This window comes from Ureibacillus thermosphaericus, from assembly GCF_002370195.2.
Classification (GTDB): Bacteria; Bacillota; Bacilli; order Bacillales_A; family Planococcaceae; genus Ureibacillus; species Ureibacillus thermosphaericus.
Genome location: NZ_AP018335.1, coordinates 1,465,082 through 1,487,909, shown reverse-complemented (window position 1 = coordinate 1,487,909; position 22,828 = coordinate 1,465,082). Strand labels below are relative to the sequence as shown.

Genomic DNA, 22,828 nt, shown 5'->3' with positions numbered 1-22,828 from the left:
GGAAAGCGGATGAAGTTAAGTGTTGTGGCATTTCCATCAAAAAAACTGCAAGATTTGGCGAATACTTATCGCAAACGATATGATTCCCATTATTCAAAAATTACCCCTTATATTACGTTAAAAGAAGCCTTTGAAGTGGATGAATCACAAATTGAAAGTGTTTCAAATACAATCAAATCCATTACAAATAAATATGGTCCGCTAAAAATACACGCATCGAAGGTCAGCTCGTTCTTTCCAACAACGAACGTCATTTACTTTAAAATTGAGCTAACGGATCAATTGCAAAACATTCACGATGATTTATATAAAGAAATCAACATTGGTGAACCAAAACATGTGTTTATCCCACACATTACAATCGGTCGTGATTTAACGGAGACAGAACATGACGATATTTATCCTCAATTGCGTATGATTGGTATTGATGAAAAGGAAGAAATTGACCGCATACACCTAATTTATCAATTGGAAGATGGGTCTTGGACAACTTACGAAACATATAAATTAACTGGAGAATTATAATCAAATTCATTGACACTTAAAAGCAGCTTAGCTTAACAATGGGCGAGTTTTTTAATTCGCTCATTTTCTTTTCTTAACATAACTGCATGAATACAAATGTAAGAGCCTTCTGAAAAGCCTTTTGAAAACTCTCCTTTTCAATGAGGAAACTTGTTTCAAATACCGCAGAAACAAAGATAGATAATCATAAGAAGTGAGGGTGTCTGGAAAGTCGAAAACTTTCTGGACACCCTCTTTCTACATTATCCTAACATTCTTTGAATGCTACTTAAATCTAATGATTCTCCATTATTTATAATTGAATTCACAATTTGATCTTCTAATTCCTTAGAAATCGGCTTATTTGCTAACTGACTAACTCGGCGAACAATTTTACGCACTTGCTTTTCATTTGTAAAATCCGCATGTTGGATCGCATTTGCTAGTGCAAATATTTCTTCCATGCTTACGCCAGTCTTTTTTTCAATTTGTTTAAAAAAATGATTCATGTTTCCCCTCCTTACCACTTACATGCTCCTACAATTATTAATAAGATGAATAATACAACGAGTAGTACAAACATGTTACCGTTGTATTTACATTTACTTTTATAATATGCAGGACTTACATATGAGGGTGCACAATAGTCATAGGCTGGCATAATTTGTTGATATTGTTGTTGGCATCCACATTTATTCCACATAAAAAATCCCCCTCCTTTCTATACAGTCGTAGTGTATGCATAGCTACAACGTTAAGGAGGGGTAATCGTCTAGTTGACTTTTCCTTTCGGCTTAAAAATTAACGCTGCAATAAACCCGAAAACAATGGCAGAACTAATACCTGAACTTGTTACTTCAAACATTCCAGTTAATACGCCTACCCAGCCATGTTTTTCGGCTTCTGCAATTGCTCCTTGGGTTAATGAATGTCCAAAAGATGTAATGGGTATTGTCGCTCCAGCACCCGCTAAGTCGATTAAAGGTTGATACCATCCTAATCCAGAAATAATTGAACCCGCAACAACTAGAATAGATAAAGTTTTTCCTGGTGTCATTTTTCCGACATCCATTAATAACTGACCTATAGCACAAATCAATCCGCCTACAATAAATGCAAGTAAAAAGTCAATGAATATCATCTTTATGCCCTCACTCCATCGTCACTTCGATTGCATGGGCAGTACAAGGAATTGTCTCCCCTTGTTGGAAAGTTAGTGGGGAGAGAAGAGAACCTGTCGCTACAAGCAATACTCGTTTATAACGCCCATCTTTTAATTGCTGAAGTATATAACTGAAATATACTGAAGCAGAACATCCAGCTCCACTAGCCCCAGCTAAAAAGGATTTATCTTCTCCGTAAAATTCTGCCCCGGCATCGCGGAAGATATTTAATTCTTCCTGGGTTGCACCTGTTTCAACAAACATTCTTTTTAATATTTCTAATCCGATTTTCCCTAAATCTCCTGTCATGATGACATCATAGTCTTTTATTGTTTGTTTCCGTTTTTCTAGATGTTTGGTAATGGTGTCATATGCAGCAGGCGCCATTGCAGCTCCCATATGAAACGGATTCGTTTGTCCATAATCTACAACTTTTCCAACAGTCGCAGCTACAATTGAAGGGTTTTTCGGATTATGTTTCCCAATTAAAGTAAAGCCTGCTGCCGTCACAGTCCATTGGGCAGTCGCTGGTTTTTGAGCACCGTAATAAATAGGATAACGGAATTGTCTTTCAGTTGAATTATGTTGGCTGGAAGCACCTGCAATAGCGTATTTTGATGCTCCTAATTCTGTCAGCAAACAAGCAATAATGACCGATGAAACCGATGTTGCACATGCTGAAAATAAACCTATAAAAGATGCAGCTATTTCTTTTGCTGCAAAATTCGTTGGCGTCATTTGATTCACCAAATCACCCGCTAAAAAGAAATCGATATCCAAATTATTTAAATTCGCTTTCTTTAGTATAATTTGGCAAGCTTCTTGAATCATCTTTGCATTACCCTGCTCATTCGTGGCTTGATGCCATCGTTCATCCTCTACTACAGAATCGAAATAAGAATAAAAAACACTCTTTCTTTCCAAAGGCCCTGCGACAGCTGCGCTTGCGATGATAGACGGTTTGCTCTGAAATATGATTACCATTCGATAACACCCATTGTTACAAGAATTAATTTAATGAGGGAGACAACAAAAGCTGAAGAAACGCCAAATAATATAACCGAACCAGCTAATTTAAACATATTGCCTCCCACTCCAAGCACAAATCCTTCTGTTCGGTGTTCAATTGCTGCTGAGATGACTGCGTTCCCAAATCCTGAAACTGGAACAGCACTTCCAGCTCCTGCAAATTGACCGATTTTTTTATATAAGCCAAAACCAGTCAATAACATGGAAATGAAAATAATTGTCGCAGCTGTCGGGTTCCCAACCGTTTTTTCTGTAAAATCAAAAAAGATAATGTAAAAGTAGGTAATAGCATGTCCAATTGTACATATAAGGCCGCCAACTAAAAATGCTTTTAACACGTTTTTCACATAGGGCGTTGGAGGGGTAATTTCCTGCTCAATCTTTTCAAATTGTTCCTGATTCATTACGTTTCCTCCTTTTTCAATTTTTTTAGCTTTTCCAATTTCTCCTTCACCTTTTCGCTGTCTTCTTCTTTCAAAAGTTTTTGCGCTTCCCAATAAAGTTTGTAATCCGAGGAAACAGTGATGTCGTATTCAGGCAAGATCTCTTCCAGCTTCTTTTTTAAATTTTTTTCAATTTTTGTTTTTTTATAATCCAACCAAGGTTTTGCTTGAATAGCAACCAACAATTGGTCTTCCACAAAAATGGCTCTTCCGCTGTTTATTTCATCTTCATTTTTAATAATTGCAGCAACTTCTTTCACTTCTTCACCATTTGCATTATTTACTTCAAGTGTTTTTTCATCATTGCATCCCACTAATAAAATCGAAAGAAAAATAGGAAGTACCAATTTTTTCAAGTTCCATCCCCCTTTTTAATGTCATTATGCGTTTTCATAAAAAAAACTATTCAAGAAAAATGACCTAATTGTTATGCCCATAGACAATCGCCCTTATTTCAATCGCACTTTTACATATTGTAGATTGAACAAAATTAAGTGAGGTGACATGATAATGGGTTGTGGAAGAAAGCATTTTGAGAGTTCATCTCATCATGGTCGTCGTCATGAAGGATGCATTTGCGAAGTAGTAGAAACAATATTAGAACTTCAAAATCATGTAGTGAAAGATGATGATGATACTTGTGGAACAAGTTGCTTCTTAGAACCTCTTGGGGGAATTAACAATAAAAATCGTCGCAACCATGCAGATACTCGGGTATTTATGTTACTAACAGAAGATGGTTCTCCATTTAAAGTAATGTTCTGCGATAAAGAATATGGTTGGTACAAAACGCCATTCTTCAGAGTGGAAGATATGTTCGGTGATTGCTGTGCTACACTTAGAGCAATTGCTCCAACAAGCGAAGCATATGAACCAATATCAGCAGTAGATGGAGAGACATTAGATGCTGGAGCAATGATGGATTGCTACCACTTCAAGAAAACAGATACTTGCGTAACAGTTGATCTATCACGTTTTGCTGGAATTCAATGCATTGCTGACGTAAATTTACACATTAACAAGTAAGGAATAACATCCACCAAGAGGAAGGGGCAGCTTGCTCCTTCTTTTTATTTACTTTTATTGATTTACTCTTGAAAATCTTCTTGAATCTCTTATAGGTATTAATTGAGCTGAATTCTAGTGATAATCCAGTACAAGAAAATCGTCTTAAAATGCAATTGAAACTGCTGAAGCTAGACAATTGTCACGAAATAAAATGAGTTGCATATTTTATGAAAAAAAGGATGTGCATCAGTGGAAGAACCATTACTATTTATTCAAACCCCTCCTTTTTATTACATCGAAGTTGATGAAGACACGGAAGAAGCGTCTCTTGAAGAAAGTACTTCTGTTTATGAAATTACGCGTAGAGAGCGAATTAAAAATTCCGTTATTGCAAGGCAATTGCATTATTTTTCACAACCCATCAACCGTAAAAATCGTCACTTAATTTTCCATTTAAACAATGGTGAAAAAATTACAGGAATCATTGAAGGGTTAGATGGCATTTTGATTAAAATCCGTACACAAGACGACTTGAAAACCATTAATGCCAACGATATCGAAACAATTACCGTGTCATCCAAAAAAGCATTTAAATAATTTTGTTGTAGGCAATTTGCCTTCTATAATTTTCAATATTTAGTTTCGTCCACTCCCCCGATAATTTTTCATTAAAAAAAGAAAAAATCTGCTCTTCCATTTAAAAGCAGATTTTTTCTTTCCATTTTTTTATGAAAGTTTACAACTGTCCTAACAATAACGTTGCCAATCCTAAATAAATTAAAATACTTGTAATATCATTTAAAGTCGTAATAAACGGCCCTGATGCGACTGCTGGGTCGATGCCTAATTTATGAATCAACAACGGAATAAAGGAGCCAGCAATCGTTGCTACAAAAATCGAACAACAGATGGCTGTCCCAACAAGCAACCCGATTAATAAGGATTGCTTCCAAACAAACACAACTCCTACTACAATCAAACCACAAACAATCCCTGTGATTAATCCGGTACCCATTTCACGAAAAATCATTTTTAGTTTGCTTTTTTCATCAATTTCTCCCGTTGCAATTCCTCGAACAACGACAGCTAGAGCTTGCGTACCACTATTTCCGCTAGTTCCAGAAATGAGAGGAATAAATAAAGCTAGCAACGCAACTTTTTCAAGTGTCTCTTCAAACTGGCCCATTAATGTCGCTGTAATCATTCCTAAAAATAGCAACATTACTAGCCAAGGTAATCGTTGTTTTGCAGCTTTGAATGGACTTGAAGCAATATCATCAATATCGGAAATACCGGCTAATTTTGAATAGTCGTCGCTCGCTTCTTCATCAATGACATCAATAATATCGTCTACAGTAATAATCCCTTGCAATACGAGATTGTCATCAACAACAGGAAAAGCAAGGAAATTGTAATCTTTAAAGATTTGGGCAATTTTTTCTTGATCATCTGTGACCTTTGCATAAACAACCCGATCACTCATGATATCTCGAATAAATGCATCTTCATCTGCAACAATTAAGTCTCTTAGCGATAAAACTCCTGTTAAACGATGAGATTCATCGACAACGAACACATAATAAATTGTTTCTGCATCAGGTGCCTCTTGACGAAGCACATTCATCGCCGAACGTACCGTTGAATTTTCTTGAATTGATACATATTCCGTCGTCATGATGGAACCGGCTGTATATTCTTCATACCCCAGCAACTCTGTAATTTCTTCTTTCGTTTCTTCATCCATCAATTCAAGAAAACTATTTCGATCATCTTGATCTAATTCATTTAATACATCCACCACATCATCGGTATACATGTAAGACAACATTTTTGCCGCATATGTGGGGTCCATTTCTTTAATAAAGTGTTCAACTTCTTCATCGTCCAATTCAATGGCTTCATAAATTTCCGCCATTTCTTCGGGAGACAAAAAATGATACATTGTCCTACGTATGTCTGGTCCAACCTTAACATAAAATTTCGCCCGCTCATACGCATGAAGTGATAAAAAATGCTTCCGGAATTCATCAATATTTTCTTCAATTAAATTTTGGAACAGCTGCTCCTCATCATAAGAAACATCCCGTTTTTCATCTTTTTCTTCGATCATTTTGTCTCCCTCCTCTCAACCTAAATGATAGGTTGCATTTTTAATCTCGACAATAAAATTTTTATGAATATTTTTGTGTATTTACAGAAAAAAAGATGCTCGAATAACTCGAACATCTAATTATGGATTATTTTTTTCATGGATTCAACTAGTTCACTAGAAAAAATAATTTTTTTCTTCAATAACGGATGAATCATTTCCAAGTATACGCAATGAAGGGCTTGACGATTTAATATATGTTTACTTCCTCCATATAATTCGTCGCCTACAAGCGGATGCCCGATATGCGACATATGAACACGAATTTGATGGGTTCTTCCAGTATGTAATCGTAGACGAACATGTGAAAGCGGCTCATTTTGATAAATGAAGCGGTTTATTACTTTCACATCGGTATGTGCATATTGTCCATCTTCTCTTACTTCCCGTTCGATTATACTTGAATCTTTCCTGCCTATTGGGAGAATAATGGAAAGATCCTTTGAAACATGTCCATGTACAATGGCTTCATATTCTTTTATGATTTGACCCTTTTGCAATTGCATACTCATTAAGTGATGAATATGCCGATGTTTTGCAATACAAACAAGCCCTGTAGTATCACGATCTAATCTAGTCACAACATGGACGGTGGAATCAATTCCTTGTTCCAAAAAATATCCATAAACAAAATTAGCGATACTTCCCGTCGGATGTTCCCTTGAAGGAATGGTATTAATAATAGGCGGTTTATCAATAATTAACAATGCATCATCTTCATAAACAATATTTAATTCTCCATACTCTGGTTTTAGATGCTCGCTCGCCTGTTCTTCAGGGAAAATGATTGTAATTTCATCCCCTTTCGAAAGGATGTGGCGAACATTTTGTTCTTCACCGTTCACTAAAATTTTGCCACCGCGAAATTTGATTGCCGTTAATGCCCTGCTCGAAATATCTTGTTTTAAAATCGCTTCTCTTAATAATTGTCCATCTTCCATTGCTTGAAACTGCAGTTTAAATGGCATTTGAATCACTCACTTGCAATAAAGGAATCATGAACCCTTTCCCAAAATGGAAACGGACGGAATCTTGCAAATCGCACTTTCTCTTTTGCCACTTTGAAAATGACATAATCCAATTCATTGTGGTCCAATTGCAGATGGTCAATTGTCATTGTGAACGTTTGGTTTTTGACCGGTTTTAATTTACATGTATGATGGGCTGGTAACACTAGGGAGGATCCGATTGTACGGAAAACGCGGTTATTGATTGATGCCATTTCCGTCACTTGAATCGCTTGCAATGTAGGATGAATGATTGCGCCGCCTAATGCTTTATTATACGCTGTACTTCCTGATGGGGTTGAAATACATAAACCATCACCGCGGAAACGTTCAAAATGGCGATCATTTAGAAACACATCCATCACTAACGTTACATTGGGCGATTTAATCGTTGCCTCATTGAGTGCAAGATAAGTACTGATTTCTGTATGATTGCACACATTTACTTCCAATAATGGATATTCAACAACCTTATATTGATTTTTCGCAATACATAATACTAACTTTTCCAATTCAGAAGGTTTCCAATCTGCGTAAAATCCTAAATGCCCAGTATGAATCCCTACAAAAGCCACTTTATCCAATCTTTTCACATGGTTGTGGAAAGCATGCAAAAGAGTACCATCTCCGCCAATGGAAATGACAATATCCGGTTCTACTTCATCCAATATTAATCCGAAATCCTGTAAGTAATTTTTTGCAAGTTCCTTCAATTCATTTGATTGAGAATCATTGCGTGATTGAATAGAAAACTTCAAATTATTCACGCTCCCTTTCCTCTCGGATCTTTGGATTTTGAGCTTCCTTATTTTCACTAAAATACGCCTGTGCTTCTTGTATTTCATAACGGATTGATGACATTTCTTCATCTAGTTGGAATGCTGCCTCAGCCGCACGTTTTAGGCGTAATTTAATTTCTTCAGGAAAATCGCCCTTATATTTATAATTTAAAGAATGTTCAATTGAAGCCCAAAAATTCATGGCTAACGTACGTATTTGTATTTCTACTAATACCGTCTTTTTCCCACTGACCGTTTCCACTGGATACTCTGCAATCATATGATATGAACGATAACCACTTGGTTTTTTATGAGTAATATAATCTTTTTCTTCAATTACTTTCAGGTCATCTCGCTGGCGAATTAAATTAACAACCGTTGTGATATCATCAACAAATTGACACATAATGCGAATACCAGCGATGTCTTGCAACTCCCTTGCTAATTGTTCTGAAGGTTCAAAGGGAATTCCTTTTTCAAAACTTTTATCATATATACTTGCTAATGGTTTCACTCGACCAGTAACAAATTCAATGGGTGAAGTTGTGCCTTCTGCAGAAAACTGAGATCTCATCCCTCTAAATTTCACTTTTAGTTCATCGACTGCTTGTTTATAAGGTCCTAGGAAGCGTTCCCATTGCCCCATAAAAATCCCCCCAATACGCTACAAAAACTCAATCAATTATTGTGCTTCTAATATTTCACGAAAAGTTTCTTCTACTGCTTGTACAAATTCATCACCGTAATTGCCATTTCCTTCAATGTTATATATGAGCATTTCTAATTCATTCGAAAAATTATGTAATAGTATGGATTCATTATCTAAAATTAATATCGGATCTTTCTTCTTTTTTATCATTTCTACTAATGCATGCCACACTTTTTTAGGAAATTGTAAATAACTATATTCGTTGTCTTCTTCAACGACATAAATAAAAGCAAGCTCGTCAGAATCCGTTAACACTTGTCCTGCCGGCTGAATTTGTATTTTGGAGTGATTTTTGTTTAAACTAAAATAAAGTTCATCATTTTCAAAACGATAATCATCAACGACATAAACGTTGCGCATTTATAACAATCCCTTCCTACCATTTCTCCTCATATTTTAACATAGCAGGAACTATTTTCGATAAAAAGGTTCAATAAAATGCATAAATGAAAGGGATCAAGTCATGAGTCAACAGTATGAAATTGAATTTAAAAACATGTTAACAAAAGAACAATATGAACAATTATTAACAGAGTTCAACATTCAAAAACATCAAATCGTTCGACAAGTTAATCACTATTTTGATACAGAAAATTGGCACTTGAGGAAATTTTCCAGTGCTCTACGCATTCGAGAACAAAAAGGAAAATATTTTTGTACTTTAAAAGAGAAAACGGCAAAACATATTCATCTTGAAACAACGGACATATTAACACAACAACAAAGGGATGATATGCTTTCTGGCAAGGGATTTTGGGCACCTTCTGTCAAGGAAAGATTACTGCGATTGCAAGTGCCTATTGAAGATTTACGCCCCTTTGGAACATTGACAACAGATCGGGCTGAGGTGCCATATGAGGGGGGGATTCTTGTTTTTGACCATTCCTTCTATTTGCACTGCGATGATTATGAGGTAGAATATGAAACAAATAACCCGACAGTAGGGGAGAAACGGTTTTTATCTTTTTTACAAGAACGAAATATCGATATACAAATAGCTGACAAAAAAATCGCCCGATTTATGAAAGCTGTCCAAGAGAAAGGAGTACAGTAAATGGATGCAACAATGATGAAAACCATATTAGAAATTGACGCATTGCGTTCCCTAAATAGCTCTTCTATCAATGCAACGACTGAGGAAGGTTTATTTGCAGAAATGCTAGAAGAAATATTGGCTACTACCCAAAATAGCGATAATCCAGAAAAAGCCCTACTTGAAGCGATTGAAAACTTTTCTTATAAAAACGGACTAAATGATGATGCAAAAGATTATATTTCAAAATTCATATTATCTAGCCCAAATCCGTACATAACAACATCCTATTCTCAATCTAACGCTTCCGAATCAGAAGCAAATATCGATTCAGCAACGCACGGAGATTATCGTGAAATGATTCAAAGAGCATCTGCCAAATACGGTATTCCTGAAAAATTAATTATGGCAGTTATAAAACAAGAATCGAACTTTAATCCAAATGCAGTAAGCTCAGCTGGGGCTACCGGGCTTATGCAATTGATGCCAGGTACCGCAAAATATTTAGGTGTAACGAATACGAAAGACCCTGAACAAAACATCATGGGTGGTACAAAATATTTGCGTCAAATGCTCGATCAATTTGATAATGACTTGGAACTGGCTTTAGCTGCATATAATGCAGGACCTGGTAATGTAAAAAAATATGGAGGCATTCCTCCATTTAAAGAAACTCAAAACTATGTTAAGAAAGTGTTAAATTATTATCGAACAATGTAGTTGGATAATTTCTATATTTCCCCTCAATTATCAACACTTGCTGAAAGCGATTTGTTTGAGAAAACGGTGAGTCGTTGATAGAATGAAATATAACGAATCAAGGTTTTCATAGTCGATCACAATTCGTACATGCGGGAAAAGAGTATAAAAGGAGTTTACACCTATGAATCGAAAGTATATGGTTCCTTATGAGGAAATTGGTGCTGAAAAGTTAGAAAAGCTTATTCATGCATTTTATAAACGAGTTGATGTCCATCCATTACTCCGTCCATTGTTTCCAGAAGATTTAAAAGAAACAATTCGCAAACAAATACAATTCCAAACGCAATATTTAGGTGGTCCGAATTTATATACTCAAGAACATGGTCATCCGATGATGAGAGCAAGACATATGCGCTTTAAAATCACTCCAGACCATGCTCAAGCTTGGCTGGAATGTATGAGTGAAGCGATGGATGAAGTAGGACTTGAAGGCCCATTTCGCGAACAATATTTCCAACGTCTTGTTTTAACAGCGCATCATATGATTAATACTCCGAGTGAGGATGAGGGGGGATTAGATTGAATAATATCCAGCTACTGTCAGAACCTGTCGCATCCACGAAGAGGACAAAACCAATTGAACTTTATATTTTTATTGACCCGCTTTGTCCAAATGCCTTTAAATTACAGTCAATGTTAAAAAAGCTACAATTGGAATACGAGCATTATTTCACTTGGCGATACGTACTGAGCACAGAATTACAAACTTTAAACTGTGTTACTAGACGTATCAAAGGGTGCTTAACAGGTACTGATGTGGATATTACTCATCCTGCCTTACCCTCACTTGCCATTAAAGCAGCAGAATTACAAGGTAAAAAAGCAGCAAATCGTTATATTCGAAAATTGCAGGAACATGCATTGTTGGGAACTAAAAATGTTCATTCCTATTCAGCTTTAGTAGAAATTGCGAAGGAAGCAACATTAGACCAAGAGGAATTTATTAAAGATTTCGGATCAAAAGAAGCGGTGCGTGCTTTTCAATGTGATTTATATATCACTCGTGAAATGGAAGTTGATGAAGTGCCGAGCATTGTATTCTTTAATGAATGCATTGAAGATGAAGGTCTAAAAGTAAGTGGAATGTATTCCTATGAAATATACGTTCAAATATTGCAGGAAATGTTGGATGAAGAAATCATCAGTAAACCGTTACCAACATTCGAAGAGTTATTCCAACGTTTTCAATACTTAACAACCGATGAAGTGGCAAGCATCTATTCGATATCCATGAGCGATGCGGAAAGAGAATTGAAAAAACGGATGTTACAACAAAAAATCGAACGTGTTTCAAATGACGCTGTTACATTATGGCGTTTAAAATCATCTTCTTTTTCACTCTAGTAATTGTGGATTAAATTTTTGATAATGATAGAATATCTAGATGCTTTTCTGAATGTAGACATGATATAGCATGTCTACATTTTTTTAACCAAAGCTATGTTGTTAAACGAGAAAGTTCTATTAGAGTTCTTATGGTGCGAATGTATCATTGATGAAAAGAAAGTAAAAGAGGCATTTGCTGCAGCAAATGCCTCCTTACACAAAGGGGATGGGAGAAATGTTCACGTTCAAACAAAGGGGTGTATGTTTGATATGTGATTTATTTCACGTTTTTAATTTATCATGGAATAATAATTTGTGCAATAAAGTTTAATGGAATTTCACAAATTCGACATAATGTAAACACTTTCATGAAACTTGTAAAAATTATTGAAAAATTAGGAACAATCAAGATTGTAAAAGCTATATATGTACTTCAAAAAACGTTCACATTCTCTAAATAAAATCGTCAAAAAAAATTATACATTAAAAACTTTTATTTCAAGAAAAAAAAGCTTCAAAAGAGATTTTATTAACTCTTTTGAAGCTTTTTTACTAACTTTAATGTGTATTTTACCGTATGAGTTATACAGTAATTCACTATTTCAATAACAGTGATTCTAATTGATTGAGTTTTTCTTCAAATACTTTGCAAGCTTGAGCGATTGGTTCTCTTGATTCCATATCTACACCAGCTTTTCGCAATACTTCAATTGGGAAATCAGAACATCCCGCTTTTAAGAAGTTGTTAATATAGCGATCTACTGCAGGACGTCCTTCTTCTAAAATTTGACGGCTTAAAGCAACTGCTGCACTTTGTCCTGTTGCATATTGATATACATAGTAATTGTAATAGAAGTGTGGTATTCTCGCCCATTCTAAGCCAATTTCTTCATCTACCGTCATTTCATCGCCGAAATATTGTTTATTTAAATCATAATAAATTTCTGTAAGATGTTCAGCAGTAAGCGCCTCACCATTTCGATCCATTTCATGAATCATATGTTCAAATTCAGCAAACATTGTTTGGCGATAAACCGTACTTCTGAAACTATCGAGCCAATGATTGAGCAAGTAAACTTTCACTTGTTTATCTTCCGTCGTTTTTAATAAATAATCGAATAAAAGCTCCTCGTTACATGTAGAAGCCACTTCCGCCACGAAAATGGAGTAATCCGCATAAGGATACGGTTGATTTTTCCGAGTATAGTAACTATGCATACTATGTCCAAATTCATGGGCTAACGTAAATAAATTATCAATATTATTTTGCCAGTTCATTAATACGTACGGATTCGTGCCGTATGTCCCTGAAGAATATGCTCCGCTTCGTTTTCCTTTATTCTCCATTACATCTACCCAGCGGCTATTTAATCCTTCTTGGACGATAGTTTGATATTCTTCCCCTAATGGAGCAAAGCTTTTCACCATAATATCTTTTGCTTTTTCATAAGGCATATCCATTTTCACTTTTTTCACAAGAGGTACGAATAAATCATACATGTGCAATTCATCCACATCGAGCACTTTTTTACGCAATGATACATAGCGGTGAAGTGCTGGTAAGTATTCGTGTATCGTTTCAATTAATTGATCATAGACCTTTTCAGGTATATGGTTGCCTGCTAATGCGCGATGACGAGCAGAATCGTAGTTCCGGATTCTTGCATAAACATTATGTGATTTTACGTTGCCTGCTAATGTGGAAGCAAAAGTATTAATATACTTGCCGTACGTATCATACATCGCTTTAAAAGCATTTTTTCTTACTTCACGATCTTCACTTTCTAAAAATGTGATGTAGTTTCCATGAGTCAGTTGTACTTCTTCGCCATCTTCATTCTTGATAGTTGGAAACTCTAAATCTGCATTATTCAAAGCGCTGAAAGTAGTACCCGGAGAGCTTGTCACTTCTGAAAATTGTGCTAATATAGCTTCTTTATCGGCCGATAATACATGTGGACGCTGTAAATTTAATTCTTTAAACATTTGCTCATATAGACGCAACGGTTCGTATTCTTCTAAATATTGTTGTATTTGTTCTTCCGATAAAGTTAAAATTTCAGGAGTTAAGAAAGACCATGCCGCATTAATCTTTGCTCCTAGAGAACGTGCACGGCTTTCCATCCCTTGATATTTGCTTTTCGTCGTATCTTCATCGTGTTTCAAATGACTATATACGTATAATTTCCCGAAGCGCTCAGAAATTTTGTCGCTAAATTGCAATGTTTCATATAAACTTTTTGCGCTTTCTGTTGCTTTCCCTTTATACTTTTCTGCTTCTGAAATTAATTGCTCAATCTGTTTAAATTCTTCCTCCCATGCCTCGTCTGAAGGGAAAATTGTTGATAAATCCCAAGTCAATTCGACAGGCACTTCATCACGTGTTAATAATTTTTTTGCCATGTCAATGCCCCCGTAATGATAAATTTTTTTCACAATCCTATTTTCTCAATATTTTCCTCTTGTTGCAAGAAATTGCCTATATAGCAATTCCTCTAATTGTTCTTTTTTCACTGTGCTCATCATATCTTCCACAGACAAATCTTTGAGAAGTTCTACATATCGATTAACAACTTGAATAGCCTCACTCGTACATACCCGCTTTGACCATCGTAAAAAGTCAATTATTACTTTTTGATTGATTGCATGTACCTTAATTCCCAATAAATGAATAAAATACATTAGTTCAGTTTGCCATTCTATTGCACATACATGAAATGCTTCATTTCCGCAAATAGGAATTCCTAAAAATATTGGAAATTGATAAAGGTCTATTCGCAGCTCATAAACACTTCTCAAAAATAAATCATTTACACCTTTTCGGCTAAATAATACCCTTGATTTTAAAAATTGATTGATAAAATTACGGTATGCATTTAATACATTGGAAAATTCCTTTTCTGTAAAAGGCCTCGGTATATAAAATGGGAATTTTTGTTTTAATAGTGGGAGAGGACTAATTTTTGATAAATAACTAATTCCCTTTAAATGAATGAGGTTAGATATATACAAAAATTGCTTTGTATTTGGATTATATGTCATTAAATATTTTGCTTTCTTTTCGCTAGTAATAAATTGTTGGAGTTGATGAGGAAGGGTAATTTTTTGTAAGCCATTTCCTTTTATTTTTTGAATAGGAGTCAATGGAATCCAAATAGGTTGGATATTTTTTTGATTGTAACCGTTATTTCGCTCAAGAAATCGTTCATGCTTTATTGGACTACATTGGAATTCAATGGCATACTGATATCCATTTAAATTTATTAGCAGATCTGGCTTTTGCTTTAGTTCAGCTATATAAGGCTCTAGCAATACGGGGACTTGAAGATATCGAAAAAGTTGAAACAGCTGTTCTTTTCCTTGGAGATGTTGTATTGTTTCACCTTCAGAAAAATAAGACTTGCAATGATTTATTGAAATGTGAGCAAAGTGAGGCACTTTAACGGTTCCAATTTTCAATTGGAGTTTTTCACCGCATTGTGGGCAATAGAATTGTCTTTCTTCTCTAAGTCGTTTTAATGTTGTATGAGGAATTGTAGAATCAATCACAAATCGTTCTTGATTTTCTGTAATTGCTACAAGCACAAAACCCCCCCTTTTCACACCATTTTATGGTAGAATTTTAGGATTGACAAGAGCATACAAAAAGATATATTTTTCAAGGGGGAGATTAACTGAAATTCAAAATATTAACATAAAAAAAGTGCCTACACTTAGGCACATTTAATTAAAGTAATGAACAATTGTTTCCAAGCAATCTTCTTCCATGATCGCTGTACCATACTCTTTTAAACGATATATTGTCATTTTTGAACTTGTTAAATATTCATTTAAAATCGAGCGTATATTTTGACGAGTTGCACTATCATTCACACCAGCAAAATCGATGGCAATATAGTAATAATTTTCATATTTATATAAAGAAGTGTGCAAGCCGTACTCCACTAATCGATTTGCTACTGGAATAATTTCGTCGATATCCTTGAATTTATATAATGACATGTTCGCAATTCCTTCATGATTTAACACATCATCATCTTCGAAGGGATTGAACGGGTCTTTATGGTTAACTGTAGCTTCATGATGTTCATCAAAATTAGAGAACAGAGAGCTTGGATCTGAATCATTTACATTGGCACGTGTGACGATTACTTCTAAACCTTGTTCTGAAGCATTCACGTGTATCCAAATTGGGCCATCTAAATCGAAATATTCTTCTGTGTTAATTTCACCAATCATATCCCAAAATAACTCTTCGCCTTTTGCTCTGTTATACCATATTTCTTCACGGCTATAACCGCGATCCTCAATATCACGATATGTGATAAAGAGCTTTATTGTATTTTCATTTACGCGTTCGATGTCCATGAGACTTCAACTCCCTTCACAGTCATTGGTTGAAAAACCGAAAGCGTGTACTTAGTATGTTTGAATCGGAGTAAAATACACCCCAATTCTTTAGTGCCTTTCCCCTTTACTTCCTTTGGTATACAGAACAAAACGCTTAATGAATATTTATGTTTCATTCTATGATTCTATTGTATGATGAACTAATAGAAAATGAAAAGGAAAAACACCCTTCAAATAAAATTATTTGAATTATTCAAAATTGTAGATGACAATATCAATTAAATCAAGTATTAAGTGAAAAAAGGATGAATTTTCTTTATGAAGGAATTCATAATAAAAATGCAATAAAAAAAGCGTAAACAAGTCAAACAAACGTTGACTGAATTTACACTTTTTCACTACATTATATGATTAATTGACCATTTTTTGGGCTTCCATTAATTGATAAGCACGTACTTTTCGAGGTAAAAATCGACGGATTTCATCTTCATTGTAACCAACTTGCAGACGCTTCTCATCTAAAATAATTGGTCTTCGGAGTAATCCTGGATGTTCTTGGATTAATTCATATAATTTTTGTAAAGGTAAACTCTCCACATCAACGTTTAACTTTTGGAATACTTTAGAGCGTGTAGAAATAATTTCGTCAGTTCCATCCTCTGTCATTCGTAATATTTCTTTAATTTCACTAATTGTTAGCGGTTCTGAAAAAATATTTCGTTCTCTATATGGAATATCATGTTGCTCTAGCCAAGCTTTCGCTTTTCTACATGATGTACAACTAGGTGATGTAAATAATGTTACAATCATTGTTACACTTCCCTTCTATATATAAATCAAAGGCATCTATGCTTTATTATTTATTTAGAATTAATATCATTTTAAATTCTGTATCAATTATACAACATTCTTTTTCTTTTGAATATAGGATAATTGAAAAATTCACATATTCATATGATAAATTTAAAAAAACATTCGTGAATCTTAGCTTTTTTTCACAATTAACATAAAATTTCCTACTAAAGTTGTATTTTCTCCCCTCCTTTATCTTCCAATTCATTTTCTCAATTAGATAACGACAATCGAGAATTTCTATATTTATTAATAAAATTTCCTTACATTTTCCTACTACCATACTACCCAAATCTTTTTCATCTCATTCCAAAATGAAAAATTTTTCACGTTTGATTTTTCCTTTGAATTACTTTATAATTCACTCATAATTTACCGAATATATACATTGAACAACGATGACGAAGAGTAGTACATTTGATTTCTGCGTTTAGAGAGTCTGTGGTAGGTGCAAACAGATCGCAGAGCAAATGGAATGGACTTTCGAGTTGGCTTTACGAAAGTGAGTAGTAAAGCTCGTACACTTCACGTTACGAAGAATCGAGAGTGGCCGTTTAAGGCAAACTGGGTGGTACCGCGGATATACATCATTCGTCCCAATACAATTTGTATTGGTCGTTTGATGTTTTTTTATGGATAAAAATAGGAGGTAGTGTTAATGAAGACTATTTTTTCAGGAGTACAACCAACTGGAGTTATTACATTGGGGAACTATATCGGAGCATTTATGCAATTCCCTGCACTTCAAGATGAAGGAAATGCCATTTACTGTATAGTAGACCAACATGCCATTACCGTTCCACAAGATCCAAAAGAATTGCGACAAAACATTCGCACCCTTGCTGCTACATATCTTGCAACGGGCATTGATCCGAAAAAAGCAACGTTATTTATTCAATCGGAAGTACCTGCTCATACAAAAGCTGGCTGGATGTTACAATGTATTTCATCCATTGGTGAGCTCGAAAGAATGACTCAATTTAAAGATAAATCAGCAAAGGAAGGAAAAGAATTCGTTTCTGTTGGTCTATTAACTTATCCACCGTTAATGGCTGCTGATATCCTATTATATAATACGGATATCGTTCCTGTTGGAGAAGACCAAAAACAACATATTGAATTGACTCGTGATTTGGCAGAACGATTCAATAAACGATATGGTGAAGTATTTAAAATTCCAGAAATTCAATTACCAAAAGCAGGAGCTCGCATTAAGTCATTGCAAGACCCGACGAAAAAAATGAGCAAGTCCGACCCAAATACAAAAGCGACAATTCGCTTATTAGATACACCTAAAGAAATCATGAAAAAAATTAAATCAGCCGTTACAGATTCAGATGGTGTTGTCGCTTTCGACGAAGAAAAGAAACCGGGTATCTCCAACTTACTTACAATTGAAGCAGCAGTAACAAATAAATCCATTGATGAGGTTGTAAAAAAATACGAAGGCCTTGGATACGGTGCCTTTAAAGAAGGAGTTGCTACTTGCTTAATTGAACATTTAACGCCCATTCAAGAACGATTCAACGAACTTATCGATTCAGAAGAATTAGATAAAATCTTAGATGAAGGTGCAGAAAAAGCCAATGCCATTGCAAACGAAACCGTTAAGAAAATGGAAATCGCGATGGGAATAGGTCGAATATCACGATAAATAATATTACTAATGATATGATCATTAAATACAATTCAGGAGAACCTAAAATATAAAAAAAGACTGCGCGCCAAGAATAACCAAGCGTCCGATAGTTTAAGTATAAAAGAAGATTGCTTACCGAAATAACGCAAATGCCATAGCTGAATAAAAACAGCATAAATCGAAATATCAAGCCACCATCCTTTACTACTCTTATTATTCATCAAATTAAGTAAAAATGCGTTTAGCTTTGAGCTAAACGCATTTTACTTATCGACAATTTTTTTATTCTTCTATTTTTTTGAATACAAGGCTTGCATTATGTCCACCAAATCCTAAGGAATTGCTCATAGCATATTGAATATCTGCTTTACGAGCTTCATTTGGTACATAATCAAGGTCACACTCAGGATCTGGATTATGCAAGTTAATTGTAGGTGGTAAAATTCCTTCTTTTAATGCTAATGCTGTAAAGATTGCTTCAATACCACCCGCTGCACCAAGCAAGTGACCTGTCATGGATTTTGTTGAACTCATAGCTAATTTATATGCATGGTCTCCAAAGACCGTTTTGACAGCCATTGTTTCATATAAGTCATTGTATGGTGTACTTGTTCCATGAGCATTGATATATCCTATTTCTGTAGGATCAATACCCGCATCTTCAATAGCTTGCTGGATAGCGCGGGCAGCACCTTCACCATTTGGCGCTGGAGCTGTAATATGATAAGCATCACCTGTTGCGCCGTATCCAACGATTTCCGCATAAATTTTTGCACCGCGAGCTTTTGCATGTTCATACTCTTCTAATACAAGAATACCTGCACCTTCACCCATAACAAATCCATCGCGTTCTTTATCGAATGGACGGGATGCCGTAGCTGGATCTGTGTTTAGCGAAAGCGCAGTGCTTGAACAGAATCCAGCAACAGCCATTTTTACGATTGGAGCTTCCGTTCCTCCCGTAATCATGACATCTGCATCGCCGCGCTGAATCACTTTAAAAGCATCACCAATAGAGTTTGTTCCAGAAGCACATGCAGTTACAGTACAAGCATTTGGACCTTTTGCTCCTAAATAAATCGAAACTTGCCCACTTGCCATATCTGGAATCATCATTGGAACGAAAAATGGACTTACTCGGCGGGCACCACGTTTTTGGAACACTTCAAATTGTTGTTCATACGTTTCCATCCCACCGATTCCAGAACCAATCCAAACACCAACGCGGTTAGCATTTTCTTCATTAATTACTAAATCTGCATCTTTTACTGCCATCAATGCAGAAGCAAGCGCGTAATGAGTGAAGCGGTCCATCTTTCTTGCTTCTTTTCGATCAATATATTGTTCAATATCAAAATCTTTTACTTCAGCAGCAACTTTAGCTGGGAATAATTCTGCATCGACTCTTGTTAACGGCCCAATGCCGGATTTCCCTTCTTTAATTGCTGACCAGGTTTCATCTACTGTATTACCTAGTGGTGTAACAGCACCTATACCGGTAATGACAACTCTCCTTTTCATGTATCTCTAGTACCCCCTTAGGATTAACTATACTTATAAATTACTCAACTTTCGCAGAGTAATATCTTATTGCAACTCTTGATATGACTGTTTTATATCGTCTTTCATTATTTCTCTTGTTTTTTATTGATTTTATTTTTTTAAAAGAAAAAGACACCTATCTTTTGGTAAAATTATGGTGAACAAACCAAATACCAAAGAAGGTGTCACCATTATGATAACGAAAAAAGATACTTTTGCACAACTACCAAAAGAACTTGAACGAAGATTTTCTGAATTAAATATAGGCAAACATTTGAGAAAAGCGAGAATTACTAAGGGATTTGGTTATTCATGCTTATCTATTTTCCGTCTTATTTTTTTGCTTGTTTTCCAATATAAAAATTGGTTTCAAGCACTTCAAAGTAAGAAAGCCGTGGACTTACCTAAAAAAGATACGATCTACCGTTTTCTAAATTCATCTACTTATGCTTGGCGAACTTTTTTACTTTCCTTATGTCAAGATCTTACTGGACGTATAAAAAAGCTTACATCAAACAACAGAGTGAAGGTGTTTATTGTTGATGATTCACTCTTTTCACGCAACCGAAGCAAGTCTGTTGAACTTCTTTCACGAGTATTTGATCATACAGAGAAACGATTCTATAAGGGGTTTCAGTTGCTTACTCTTGGTTGGTCTGATGGATATTCTTTTCTACCTGTAGACTTTGCTTTATTGAGTTCAGCGAAAAAGGAAAATCAACTTAACGGGGTCGATGAATCCATTGATAAACGCACTTCCGGCTACAAGCGTCGTCTTGAAGCACAACAAGATAAGCCAAGCGTTGTCTCTGCTTTATTGGATCATGCCTTAAATGCAGGAATTACAGCTGATTATGTGTTAATGGATACTTGGTTTACGCATGAGCCTTTGATTGAAAAAATCACGGATAAAGGTTTATTTGTCATTGGTATGGTCAAGCAGCTAAAACAACGTTATTTCATAGATGGTGAAGCCCATACTCTGGATGAACTCTTTAAAAAAGCAAAGCGTACCATGGAAAAGAAAGACCTACTCGGTTCGATCCATGTTCATCTTGCAAAAGGACGACAAGTCAAGATTGTATTCGTGCGTAACCGCAATAAAAAGAGTGAATGGTTAGCCATTTTGAGTACAGATACCACACTTTCAGATGAAGAAATTGTGCGTATTTACGGGATGCGCTGGGACATCGAAACATTTTTCAAGTGTACCAAATCATTGCTTAACCTAGCAAAAGAATTTCAAGGTCGTTCGTATGATCTGTTGATTAGTCATACAACGATTGTGTTTACTCGCTTTATACTCTTAGAGTGGGAGCGTAGACAAAACAACGATCCTAAAACGATTGGAAATCTCTTTTTTCTATTATGTGAAGATGTAAAAGATATGAATCTAGAGAGTGCATTGAATCAATTATTAGCGATCTTCCAAACATTAGCAGAAGCTAATGTTTGTTTGAACATGGAATTATTTAAAAGTAAAGTACAAGAATGGATTGCGTCTTTACCCAATTACATCAAGAGATGTCTGACAATATCTGTGTGCGAAAGTTGAGTAAATTACTATAACTGGAATATGAAAATCTATTATTTTCCCCATTTTATTACGGCGCCGCCCCAAGTGAGTCCTCCACCGAATCCTACTAATACTACGATATCATCATCTTTAATTTTTCCTTCATCCAGCTCATCTTTTAAAGCGATACCGATTGAGGAAGAAGAGGTATTGCCATATTTATGAATGCGTTTTGATAATTTATCTTCTTCCAATTCCAATCTTTCTCTCGCTGCTTCCATAATGCGGATATTCGCTTGGTGCGGAACTAGGAAATCAACATCTTCTTTTGACAATCCTGCCTTTTCAAGAACGGACAATGCTGTTGCACCCATTTGACGCACTGCAAATTTGAAAACTTCGCGGCCGTTCATATAAATGAAATTATCATCGTTCATATTCAAGTATTTTCCGCCAGTGCCATCAGCGCCTAATTCAAAGGCCAAAATCCCTCTTCCTTCAGATACTTTACCAACGATAGCAGCACTTGCACCGTCGCCAAAAAGGACAGCTGTATTGCGGTCTTTCCAATCCGTGATTTTTGATAATTTTTCAACACCAACAACTAATACATAGTCATAGCTGTTGCTTTCTACATACAATTTCGCTGTTGCAAGGGCATAAATAAACCCAGAGCAGGCAGCTGAAATGTCCATTGCAGCCGCATTGCTAGCTCCTAATCGTTCTTGAAGTTGACATGCAACGCTTGGAAAAGCTCGGTCCGGCGTAACCGTTGCTACTAAAATCAATCCAATCTGTTCTGGTGAAATCCCAGAGTTTTCAAGAGCTTCTTTTGCCGCTACAAATGCCATATCTGAGGAATCTTCATCTTCACGAGCAATTCTTCTTTCTTGAATTCCTGTACGCGTACGAATCCATTCATCATTTGTATCTAAAACTTTCTCTAAATCAAAATTTGTGACAATCTTTTCAGGAACATATTTTCCTAATCCTAGAATTCCTGCATTCATGGTATTT

The 22,828-nt window shown here is 35.5% G+C and carries 26 protein-coding genes and 1 other annotated feature; of the genes, 9 read left to right on the top strand and 17 right to left on the bottom strand.

Translation table 11 applies throughout. The annotated features are described in order from the left end of the window. The first annotated feature begins 9 nt into the window (after positions 1-9). Positions 10-525, top strand: a complete 516-nt coding sequence (locus tag UtA1_RS07115; RefSeq protein ID WP_016838249.1) for a 2'-5' RNA ligase family protein — start codon at positions 10-12, stop codon at positions 523-525. Between the two features lie 242 nt (positions 526-767). Here UtA1_RS07115 and UtA1_RS07110 read toward each other — a convergent pair whose 3' ends face one another. The 6 genes from UtA1_RS07110 to UtA1_RS07085 all read right to left on the bottom strand — a co-directional run bounded on the left by UtA1_RS07110 (position 768) and on the right by UtA1_RS07085 (position 3,495). Continuing rightward, entirely contained in the window at positions 768-1,013 is a 246-nt protein-coding gene (locus tag UtA1_RS07110; RefSeq protein ID WP_016838248.1) for a stage VI sporulation protein F, read from the bottom strand. An 11-nt stretch (positions 1,014-1,024) separates the two neighbouring features. Further along, on the bottom strand, positions 1,025-1,207 hold the full coding sequence (locus UtA1_RS07105; protein ID WP_096550527.1) for a YjcZ family sporulation protein: 183 nt from the start codon (positions 1,205-1,207) through the stop codon (positions 1,025-1,027). A 69-nt stretch (positions 1,208-1,276) separates the two neighbouring features. Further along, positions 1,277-1,645 carry a stage V sporulation protein AE gene (spoVAE, locus tag UtA1_RS07100; protein ID WP_016838246.1) on the bottom strand — a complete coding sequence of 123 codons (369 nt, stop codon included), beginning with the start codon at positions 1,643-1,645 and terminating at the stop codon, positions 1,277-1,279. Between the two features lie 10 nt (positions 1,646-1,655). Further along, the gene (locus UtA1_RS07095) at positions 1,656-2,651 is read right to left on the bottom strand and encodes a stage V sporulation protein AD (protein ID WP_096550526.1); all 996 of its coding nucleotides are present in this window, start codon (positions 2,649-2,651) and stop codon (positions 1,656-1,658) included. Beyond that, positions 2,645-3,100, bottom strand: coding sequence for a stage V sporulation protein AC (gene spoVAC, locus UtA1_RS07090; RefSeq protein ID WP_096550525.1), 456 nt, complete (start codon positions 3,098-3,100; stop codon positions 2,645-2,647). Before spoVAC ends, UtA1_RS07095 begins: the two co-directional genes overlap by 7 nt. Further along, positions 3,100-3,495: a YhcN/YlaJ family sporulation lipoprotein gene (locus tag UtA1_RS07085; RefSeq protein ID WP_096550524.1), complete on the bottom strand. Its 396-nt coding sequence runs from the start codon at positions 3,493-3,495 to the stop codon at positions 3,100-3,102. Before UtA1_RS07085 ends, spoVAC begins: the two co-directional genes overlap by 1 nt. A gap of 154 nt (positions 3,496-3,649) precedes the next feature. Between UtA1_RS07085 and UtA1_RS07080 the strand changes: the two genes are divergently transcribed. Continuing rightward, entirely contained in the window at positions 3,650-4,165 is a 516-nt protein-coding gene (locus UtA1_RS07080; protein ID WP_172597851.1) for a CotY/CotZ family spore coat protein, read from the top strand. Between the two features lie 231 nt (positions 4,166-4,396). Beyond that, positions 4,397-4,744, top strand: a complete 348-nt coding sequence (locus UtA1_RS07075; protein ID WP_016838241.1) for a hypothetical protein — start codon at positions 4,397-4,399, stop codon at positions 4,742-4,744. 139 nt (positions 4,745-4,883) lie between these two features. On the opposite strand, the gene mgtE is transcribed toward UtA1_RS07075, so the two are convergent. From mgtE to UtA1_RS07050, 5 genes are all read right to left on the bottom strand, one after another. Then, positions 4,884-6,257 (bottom strand): magnesium transporter, encoded by a 1,374-nt coding sequence (mgtE, locus tag UtA1_RS07070; protein ID WP_016838240.1) that lies wholly within the window; start codon positions 6,255-6,257, stop codon positions 4,884-4,886. Positions 6,258-6,373: 116 nt separating this feature from the next. Next, the gene (locus tag UtA1_RS07065) at positions 6,374-7,264 is read right to left on the bottom strand and encodes an RluA family pseudouridine synthase (RefSeq protein WP_172597850.1); all 891 of its coding nucleotides are present in this window, start codon (positions 7,262-7,264) and stop codon (positions 6,374-6,376) included. Positions 7,265-7,269: 5 nt separating this feature from the next. Continuing rightward, positions 7,270-8,061, bottom strand: a complete 792-nt coding sequence (locus UtA1_RS07060) for an NAD kinase (protein ID WP_026019069.1) — start codon at positions 8,059-8,061, stop codon at positions 7,270-7,272. Between the two features lies 1 nt (position 8,062). Continuing rightward, positions 8,063-8,728: a GTP pyrophosphokinase gene (locus tag UtA1_RS07055; RefSeq protein ID WP_096550522.1), complete on the bottom strand. Its 666-nt coding sequence runs from the start codon at positions 8,726-8,728 to the stop codon at positions 8,063-8,065. A 36-nt stretch (positions 8,729-8,764) separates the two neighbouring features. Continuing rightward, positions 8,765-9,151 (bottom strand): UPF0738 family protein, encoded by a 387-nt coding sequence (locus UtA1_RS07050; protein WP_016838236.1) that lies wholly within the window; start codon positions 9,149-9,151, stop codon positions 8,765-8,767. Positions 9,152-9,254: 103 nt separating this feature from the next. Between UtA1_RS07050 and UtA1_RS07045 the strand changes: the two genes are divergently transcribed. The 4 genes from UtA1_RS07045 (at position 9,255) to UtA1_RS07030 (ending at position 11,930) form a co-directional block, all read left to right on the top strand. Then, entirely contained in the window at positions 9,255-9,845 is a 591-nt protein-coding gene (locus UtA1_RS07045; RefSeq protein ID WP_096550521.1) for a CYTH domain-containing protein, read from the top strand. After that, on the top strand, positions 9,846-10,544 hold the full coding sequence (locus UtA1_RS07040; protein ID WP_096550520.1) for a lytic transglycosylase domain-containing protein: 699 nt from the start codon (positions 9,846-9,848) through the stop codon (positions 10,542-10,544). 163 nt (positions 10,545-10,707) lie between these two features. Next, positions 10,708-11,109 carry a globin domain-containing protein gene (locus UtA1_RS07035; protein ID WP_016838233.1) on the top strand — a complete coding sequence of 134 codons (402 nt, stop codon included), beginning with the start codon at positions 10,708-10,710 and terminating at the stop codon, positions 11,107-11,109. Beyond that, on the top strand, positions 11,106-11,930 hold the full coding sequence (locus UtA1_RS07030) for a DsbA family protein (RefSeq protein WP_096550519.1): 825 nt from the start codon (positions 11,106-11,108) through the stop codon (positions 11,928-11,930). Before UtA1_RS07035 ends, UtA1_RS07030 begins: the two co-directional genes overlap by 4 nt. Before the next feature lie 579 nt (positions 11,931-12,509). Here the strand turns inward: UtA1_RS07030 and pepF are convergent. The 4 genes from pepF to spxA form a co-directional block, all read right to left on the bottom strand. Then, entirely contained in the window at positions 12,510-14,315 is a 1,806-nt protein-coding gene (gene pepF, locus UtA1_RS07025; RefSeq protein ID WP_096550517.1) for an oligoendopeptidase F, read from the bottom strand. 45 nt (positions 14,316-14,360) lie between these two features. Beyond that, positions 14,361-15,497, bottom strand: coding sequence for a competence protein CoiA (locus UtA1_RS07020; RefSeq protein WP_172597849.1), 1,137 nt, complete (start codon positions 15,495-15,497; stop codon positions 14,361-14,363). Positions 15,498-15,635: 138 nt separating this feature from the next. Further along, positions 15,636-16,280, bottom strand: coding sequence for an adaptor protein MecA (gene mecA / locus UtA1_RS07015; protein ID WP_016838227.1), 645 nt, complete (start codon positions 16,278-16,280; stop codon positions 15,636-15,638). 393 nt (positions 16,281-16,673) lie between these two features. Continuing rightward, positions 16,674-17,069 (bottom strand): transcriptional regulator SpxA, encoded by a 396-nt coding sequence (gene spxA, locus UtA1_RS07010; RefSeq protein WP_172597913.1) that lies wholly within the window; start codon positions 17,067-17,069, stop codon positions 16,674-16,676. A gap of 434 nt (positions 17,070-17,503) precedes the next feature. Beyond that, positions 17,504-17,716, top strand: a binding site (T-box leader). 56 nt (positions 17,717-17,772) lie between these two features. Between spxA and trpS the strand changes: the two genes are divergently transcribed. Continuing rightward, on the top strand, positions 17,773-18,768 hold the full coding sequence (gene trpS / locus UtA1_RS07005) for a tryptophan--tRNA ligase (RefSeq protein WP_016838221.1): 996 nt from the start codon (positions 17,773-17,775) through the stop codon (positions 18,766-18,768). A 267-nt stretch (positions 18,769-19,035) separates the two neighbouring features. On the opposite strand, the gene fabF is transcribed toward trpS, so the two are convergent. Continuing rightward, positions 19,036-20,274 carry a beta-ketoacyl-ACP synthase II gene (fabF, locus tag UtA1_RS06995; RefSeq protein ID WP_096550515.1) on the bottom strand — a complete coding sequence of 413 codons (1,239 nt, stop codon included), beginning with the start codon at positions 20,272-20,274 and terminating at the stop codon, positions 19,036-19,038. Positions 20,275-20,488: 214 nt separating this feature from the next. On the opposite strand from fabF, the gene UtA1_RS06990 reads away from it, so the two are divergent. Further along, positions 20,489-21,850, top strand: coding sequence for an IS4 family transposase (locus UtA1_RS06990; RefSeq protein WP_096550514.1), 1,362 nt, complete (start codon positions 20,489-20,491; stop codon positions 21,848-21,850). 32 nt (positions 21,851-21,882) lie between these two features. Here the strand turns inward: UtA1_RS06990 and UtA1_RS06985 are convergent, their stop codons facing one another. Beyond that, positions 21,883-22,821: a beta-ketoacyl-ACP synthase III gene (locus tag UtA1_RS06985; protein ID WP_096550513.1), complete on the bottom strand. Its 939-nt coding sequence runs from the start codon at positions 22,819-22,821 to the stop codon at positions 21,883-21,885. Positions 22,822-22,828: the final 7 nt, after the last annotated feature.